The organism is Chlorogloea sp. CCALA 695 (genome assembly GCF_003003885.1).
Lineage (GTDB): Bacteria > Cyanobacteriota > Cyanobacteriia > Cyanobacteriales > Chroococcidiopsidaceae > Aliterella.
In genome coordinates this window covers 1-6,456 of the sequence record NZ_PVWN01000110.1, presented here as the reverse complement: position 1 = coordinate 6,456, position 6,456 = coordinate 1, and the positions used below count along the sequence as shown (strand labels likewise).

The window sequence follows — 6,456 nt, the reverse complement described above, 5'->3', positions numbered from 1 at the left end:
GCCGGATGCGGTGAAAGCCGCACGTCCGGATCTAACAGGGAGGGGCGGAAGATAATACTTCCCCTCGACCCTAACAACTAAAATTACGTCTCAAATCGTCTATGTAGATGAAGCAGGGATTGATAACCCTTGAGGAATATCCCTACGGATACTGTGAAATTGGGCAGAGATTTGAGGCTCTAAAATCTGGTAAGCGCACCGCAAGAGTCAGTTGGATTGCAGCACTTAAAGAGGGAAGAATATTTGCCCCAATGACATTTACCGGTGCGTGCAACCGAGACTTGTTTGAAATGTGGCTAGAGAAATGTCTGTTGCCAAAATTAAATCCAGGCGACACAATTATTATTGACAATGCCAGTTTTCACAAATCTCAAGCAATCGAGGATTTGGCGGCACAATTCGGTTGTGAGCTTTGGTATTTACCACCTTATTCTCCCGATTTTAACCCCATCGAAAATTGATGGTTTGTACTCAAGAATTGGATGAGACAACGCTCTTGATGAGTTTGATAGTTTTCGAGATTGTGTTGATACTGCTTTTGCTGTTTGTCCTAATGTCTACGTGTAGTGCTATATACAGAAGCTTTTGAGGACTTTACACAAGCTATTGATATTAATCCAAAGTACGCTGATACTTACTTTTTAAGAGGTTGTACTTACTCAGACATAGGTAACTATAGCAATGGAAGCATAGATTAGGACGCTAACCTAACAGCTTTATCTACTCTGTCTCGAAAATCTTCTATAGTTCTTTCTGTCTTCCTCACTCGATTTTTAATCGGAAACCAGTAATGTTCTATCTCATTCAAATCTGGTGAGTAGGGCGGTAAATATCGAATTTGACATGCCGCTTCTGCCAGCAACTGTGAAATCTTTTCCGACTTAGGAAAAGTCGCATTTTATCTATAATTACTGTTTGTCCTGGTTTCAAGCTAGACCCAAGCATTTCTGCTAACCATTTTTCAAATAGTTGACGATTACACGAGCCTTCAAATGTGAGAGTGGCTATTAATGAACCTTGACACAAACTACTCACCATACTGACTCGAAGACTTCTTTTCCCTGACTTGAAGTCATGGAACCTTTTTCCGATTTCATTCCATCCATAACCATAATCGTCTCGGTTATCAATCCCTGATTCATCTACGTAAACTATGTTTTCTGGCTTATAGCTCTGTAGCTCTTGAATAAATAATCGTCTTTTTTCCTCATCCCTCTCGCGGTAACTATAAGTTTGTTTTTCGGCTAAACCCAATCTTATTCAGTCCTTTGCCAATCGTGCGGGCGCTAATATCTCCGCCCCAAGCTTCTGCCATTTCTGCTTGTGTCTTTCGACCATGCTGACGAGCAAATTCTTTAAACTTCTTTAAATTAGCAAGTTTTGGCTTATACCCTTTTTGATAACCAATTAAGGCTTTGTAATTCCCTGTTTCTTCTCTACGTTTTATCTACAAATTAATTGTATTACGGCCGAGATTAAAGACTCGGCTCGCTTGGGCTTTAGTCGTTCCTTCATCAATTGCTTGAAGCACTTTAGCTCTCAAGTCATAACTATAAGGAGTTGGCATCAGCTTCAATTTCCTGATTCTCTTTTTCTTAAAAATGTCCTAAACTTTGCTTCCATTGCTATATCAAGAGGCTATAGCAGATTACACCTGTACAACCAAAATTGCTCCCAAATATGTCACTGCTTATGATCATAGGGGACATATTCTAGCTGTTGAGGAAGATTATAAAGGTGCAGTCTCAGACTACACGCACAGCATCAAATCGAACCTAATGATCCGGATATATATTTTAGGTGCGCTAGAATGTACCTGTTATTAGAGAACATCGCTGAAGCATTTACAGACTATTCGCAAGTCATTAAACTCGCGCCTGATTGTACTGAGGCTTATTTAATACGTGGATGTCTTTTTTCAGATTTGGAGGATTATCAAGGAGCCATTTTAGATTTGACAGAAGTCATCAAAAAGATACCTGATGATGTTACGGCTTATTTGCAGCATGGGTATTGAACGACAATTAAATAGACCGGGTAACGACAATTAAGATGACCGGACCTGGTTAAGAAGACAACAATTAATAGAGCGCGACAAAGACGACAATTATCTAAAGCAGCGGACACACAAATAAAAGACACTAGGCAATGTCAATCAACGTCAATTAGTTAACTGCCTAGTGTCTGGGAAACAAATTAATTCAATTCAGGTTCAACTATACATGAAGCAAGAGAATCTGGCTGTACGCAGGAAACGGCGGCAGCAAAAGGAGGATTTTCTGTCCGCACGGGCAGACGGCTGGAAACGGGGGAACACCAACCGCAACGGGGAAGAGTTCACGACTGGCGAACACGCAAAGCTCCGCTCTTTGAGGTATGGGACAGTGAACTGGTGCCAATGCTGCAACAACAGCCTAAATTGCCAGCAATGACGTTGTATGAGTATTCGCAACAGAAATATCCTGGCAAGTATGGATCGTCTATTCTGCGAACGTTACAACGACGAGTGCAGCAGTGGAAAGCAAGTAGTGGATCGCCACTAGAAGTGATGTTTGAGCAAGTCCATCGACCAGGAGTAATGGGTTTATCAGATTTCACCAAGCTTAAGCAAGTGAAAATTACGATGGCAGGTCAGCCTTTTGAACATCTGCTGTACCACTATCGTCTGGCCTATAGCGGTTGGCAGTACGTGCAAGTAATTCTAGGTGGCGAGAGTTTTATTGCCCTCTGCCAAGGACTACAAAATGCCATAGACAAGAGCGGTGGTTGCCCATTAGAACACCGAGTGCGACAGTCTAAGTGCGGCTTATCGTAACTTAGGCGGTCGCACCGATGAAGATTTGACACAGATGTACCAACGCCTGGGCCAGCATTATCGAATGCGACCAACCCGCAACAATCGAGGAATTGCTCATGAAAATGGCTCGATTGAATCGCCACAGGGGTATTTCAAAAATCGACGGCATCAAGCATTGCTGCTGCGTGGCTCCTGTGACTTTGACGTAAAGTCTGATGGGGGAAGCTTCCCCCATCGAGCTTTACACGATTGCCGACTATCAGGGTCTCATCATTCAAGTGATTGAGGTACTCAATGGCAAGATTTGTCAGAAGTTTCAAGAAGAACAACCTTACTTGCACCCTCTACCAGAACACCGTTACCCAGATTATGAATTACTCAGTGTCAAGGTAACTCGCCAAAGCACTATTACTGTGCGTTGCATTCTTTATACTGTGCCGTCACAGTTGATTGGTCAGCGTTTGACAATTCCTTTGCACCACGACCGACTAATGGGCTTTGTTGGAACTATGGCAGTAGTAGAGTTACCTCGTATCCATGTATCTAGCGGTAGTCAGCTTCGGCGCGCCCGGTGCGTCAATTACCGTCCTGTGATTGATAGTCTGCGGCGCAAACCAAGGGCTTTTCTGCATTGCACCTGGCGACAGGAGTTGTTGCCAAACGACAACTACCGCCAATTATGGGAAGAGATGCTGACGCGGCTTGATGCTTATAATGCCTGTCGGCTGATGGTTGAAGCTTTATATATTGCGGCAAAACTTGATAAAGAGCAGGCAATTCTTACTTATCTTCAGACTCAACTCCAAGCAGATACCCTTTCCCTGACCGCTCTCCAACAGCATTTTCAAATAGTTAACAGTCCCCAAATCCCAGTAATGCAAATTCAACAACATTCTTTAGGTCAATAGGACCAATTACTCAATTATGTCTCCTCAAGCGACCGCCTCCGACACCCTGCCTCTGCTTCTCAAGGAACTCAAGTTGGGGAGCATCCTGCAAGTGTGGCAAAGTCAGGAGCAGCAGGCTATCAGCCAGCAGTGGTCTTACACCCAATTTTTACTGACCCTCTGCGAGTACGAGAGTACCCAGCGCTATCAATTACGGGTGCAACGAGCGCTCAAGGAAGCACAACTACCCCTAAAATCCCTCTCTAATTTCGATTTTCAGCGTTGTCCCACCCTCCATCAGCCTACGGTCATTTCTTTAGCTCAAGACACCGGATGGTTAAAACGTGGGGAGAATCTGTTGAGCTTTGGTCCTTCGGGCGTAGGTAAGACACCTTTGGCTGCGGCTATTGCACGCAGCTTGATTGAACTGGGTGCTAAAGTAAAATTTATTACTGCCACTGCACTGGTGCAATTGCTACAACAAGCCAAAGCCCAATTTCAACTCCAAGCTCTCCTCCTACGGTTAGACAAATACCACTTGCTCGTTGTTGATGATATTGGCTACGTCAAAAAATCCGAATCTGAAACTTCCCTGCTGTTTGAGTTAATTTCCCATCGTTATGAACGTAAAAGCCTGCTGATTACTTCTAATCATCCCTTTAGCACTTGGGATGAGATTTTTGCTGACTCTACTATGACTGTTGCTGCCGTTGATCGCTTAGTACATCATGCGGTCATTCTAGAAATCCAAGGAGAATCTTTTCGCAAGCAAGCTGCTGTGCAACAGTCCTCTTCCCGTGGCTTCAAGCAGCCAAAATAATTGACGCGATTCGGTCAGGATAGTTGACATTCAACAATGGGGATGCTCGTATAGGAAGATGATCGTCAATGTGCTATTGAAGACTTTACTCAAGTTATCAAGATTAACCCTCGTGATGCTGTTCCATTTTTATATCGTGGAGAGGCATACACAACAATTGAAAATTACGAAAGTGGTATTAGCGGCTTTAATTAAGTTATCAAGATAGATGCTAGCTGTAGTAACGCATTCCCCATCCCGCCCTAAGAGGGCTGAGGATGGGGCTTTCAGTAGCCCTCTAGACTAGCGACTCATTCCTGTTCAGGTTTGGCTTACTAGGTTCGGAGCCTCCAGGGTCGGTTACTTACAAACGAGGTACTCCTCGCTGACCCTCCAAAATACATCGTCTTACCAAAAGCAAGGAGTGTATTTTAATACCCAATTCCGCATCTAATCTCCAGATACTAGACTACTGCTACAACTGTTTCTCACGGGTAATGAGTGTCCTTAGCAAATTTCATCATGTATAAATTATATCACGATCCGCACTTTCCAAAACTAATAGTTGACACCTTCTCATACATCTCCTCTATCCGTAGAGCCTGCGGCTCAACTTTATCGGAGATGCAATCGTCGGTGTCTCGCTATCCCTCCCCACACCGCTACGCTGAGTGTGGGGAGGGATAGCGATGACGTTGATGGTTATTTCAGTAGAGGTTATGTTCTTAATCAAAAAGGAGACAAGCGAGGAGCCTTGTTAAATTACAATCAAGTCATTAAATTAGATCCTCAATACATCTGTGCATATATAGAAGCGATTTGACATCTTTTACAAAAATGCAGTAAGGTCATAGTCACTCTCTAGGGCAATGATCATGCCATACGCTAGCAGCTTAACTAACGCAGAATGGGAAGTTCTCGAACCGTTACTGGTGGAAATTTTACCGCCGAAGAAGCGCACAAGACCCTCGAACTGGACGAAACGAAACCTGATTGATGGCATCTTTTATCAACGACTGAATAGCTGCAACTGGGAAGACTTACCCAAAGACTTGCCGCCTTACTCCACCGTCTACTAGCACTATAAACAGTGGCGCGAAGCGGGAGCAATTGTTCAATTGCTCGGCGTGTTACATGGACAAGTACGCGAAGGCGCGAAAAAAAAGTAAAGTGGACAACGTTAATCATCATTGACTTCGGTTGCGGTGCAAAATACGTGTAATGCGAGTGTAGAACCCTTAAGGATTTTGCTTCATCATGGCAACCAATGGCGCAAAGTCTTCTGGACGGAAGCGTCCGCCCAGAGAGCTTTGCATCAAACGGCACGTTTTAGCGGTGGATACGTTAGGGTTTCCCTTCTTCACACACTGTACAAGCGCGAATCTGTCTGATGATGCGGGATTGCTTGAGATGTTAACGCACTTTGTGCGACTATTTCCGGTCGAAACCTGTGAATATTCCCAAGATTACCATCTTGTTAGATCGCGGCTATCATCCAGACCATTTGACCCAAGAGCTACAGCAGGTGTATCCGCAGAGCAGGCAGAAAATCAAGTTTGAATTGTCAACTAAACTGTCCAAACAACAGAAGGATGCGACTGGAAAGTCTGGATTTGTGCCAGCCATTGCTCGATGGGTGATTGAGCGTTCTCATGCTTGGATGGAGCGCTGTAAGATTCTGGTTAAGAACCACGAGAGAACCTTAGCCAATGCGACCACGAAGCTCAACCAAAGTTTTGTCAGGCTGATGCTCAAGAGGCTTGCAGTTCTTAGAGATGTCAAATGGGTTCTATATAAAGAGGATATATTCGGAAAGACAAAAGAGAAAAAAAAGAAGCAATTACGGACTTACAAAAAGCAATAAGTCTTTTATATAAAGAATTCATGCTGGATGAAATCGAAACGCTTCAGTAAAAAATCAAAAATACTTCGTGGTGGCAATGGCGAGGCTTGTAGCAACTCACATAAAATAA

At 43.8% G+C, this 6,456-nt stretch carries 10 protein-coding genes and 2 pseudogenes; 11 read left to right on the top strand and 1 reads right to left on the bottom strand.

Features of this window, described 5'->3' with window-relative positions; all coding sequences use genetic code 11:
• Positions 1-58 precede the first annotated feature (58 nt).
• Both C7B70_RS24655 and C7B70_RS28985 read left to right on the top strand, forming a co-directional pair.
• A pseudogene (locus tag C7B70_RS24655) lies at positions 59-567 on the top strand (IS630 family transposase); the annotation flags it as partial.
• The gene (locus C7B70_RS28985; RefSeq protein WP_106371538.1) at positions 567-698 is read left to right on the top strand and encodes a tetratricopeptide repeat protein; all 132 of its coding nucleotides are present in this window, start codon (positions 567-569) and stop codon (positions 696-698) included. The pseudogene C7B70_RS24655 and the gene C7B70_RS28985, both read left to right, overlap by 1 nt.
• Here C7B70_RS28985 and C7B70_RS24645 read toward each other — a convergent pair.
• Positions 695-1,567, bottom strand: a pseudogene (locus C7B70_RS24645) (IS630 family transposase). The gene C7B70_RS28985 and the pseudogene C7B70_RS24645 overlap by 4 nt on opposite strands.
• A 201-nt stretch (positions 1,568-1,768) precedes the next feature.
• Here C7B70_RS24645 and C7B70_RS24640 point away from each other — a divergent pair.
• The 9 genes from C7B70_RS24640 (at position 1,769) to C7B70_RS27390 (ending at position 6,347) form a co-directional block, all read left to right on the top strand.
• A complete protein-coding gene (locus C7B70_RS24640; protein WP_339376735.1) occupies positions 1,769-2,017 on the top strand; it encodes a hypothetical protein in 249 nt (82 codons plus the stop codon).
• A 381-nt stretch (positions 2,018-2,398) separates the two neighbouring features.
• On the top strand, positions 2,399-2,815 hold the full coding sequence (locus C7B70_RS24635; protein ID WP_106371536.1) for a hypothetical protein: 417 nt from the start codon (positions 2,399-2,401) through the stop codon (positions 2,813-2,815).
• Positions 2,816-2,879: 64 nt separating this feature from the next.
• The gene (locus C7B70_RS26185) at positions 2,880-3,083 is read left to right on the top strand and encodes a hypothetical protein (RefSeq protein WP_146134169.1); all 204 of its coding nucleotides are present in this window, start codon (positions 2,880-2,882) and stop codon (positions 3,081-3,083) included.
• A complete protein-coding gene (locus C7B70_RS24630) occupies positions 3,013-3,705 on the top strand; it encodes a hypothetical protein (protein WP_106371535.1) in 693 nt (230 codons plus the stop codon). Before C7B70_RS26185 ends, C7B70_RS24630 begins: the two co-directional genes overlap by 71 nt.
• Before the next feature lie 16 nt (positions 3,706-3,721).
• On the top strand, positions 3,722-4,504 hold the full coding sequence (gene istB / locus C7B70_RS24625) for an IS21-like element helper ATPase IstB (protein WP_106371534.1): 783 nt from the start codon (positions 3,722-3,724) through the stop codon (positions 4,502-4,504).
• A gap of 544 nt (positions 4,505-5,048) precedes the next feature.
• Positions 5,049-5,306: a hypothetical protein gene (locus C7B70_RS26180; RefSeq protein WP_146134167.1), complete on the top strand. Its 258-nt coding sequence runs from the start codon at positions 5,049-5,051 to the stop codon at positions 5,304-5,306.
• 52 nt (positions 5,307-5,358) lie between these two features.
• Positions 5,359-5,562, top strand: a complete 204-nt coding sequence (locus C7B70_RS24620) for a transposase (RefSeq protein ID WP_106371533.1) — start codon at positions 5,359-5,361, stop codon at positions 5,560-5,562.
• A 111-nt stretch (positions 5,563-5,673) separates the two neighbouring features.
• The gene (locus C7B70_RS27395; protein WP_199192546.1) at positions 5,674-5,874 is read left to right on the top strand and encodes a hypothetical protein; all 201 of its coding nucleotides are present in this window, start codon (positions 5,674-5,676) and stop codon (positions 5,872-5,874) included.
• A gap of 59 nt (positions 5,875-5,933) precedes the next feature.
• Entirely contained in the window at positions 5,934-6,347 is a 414-nt protein-coding gene (locus tag C7B70_RS27390) for a transposase (RefSeq protein ID WP_199192545.1), read from the top strand.
• Positions 6,348-6,456 lie beyond the last annotated feature (109 nt).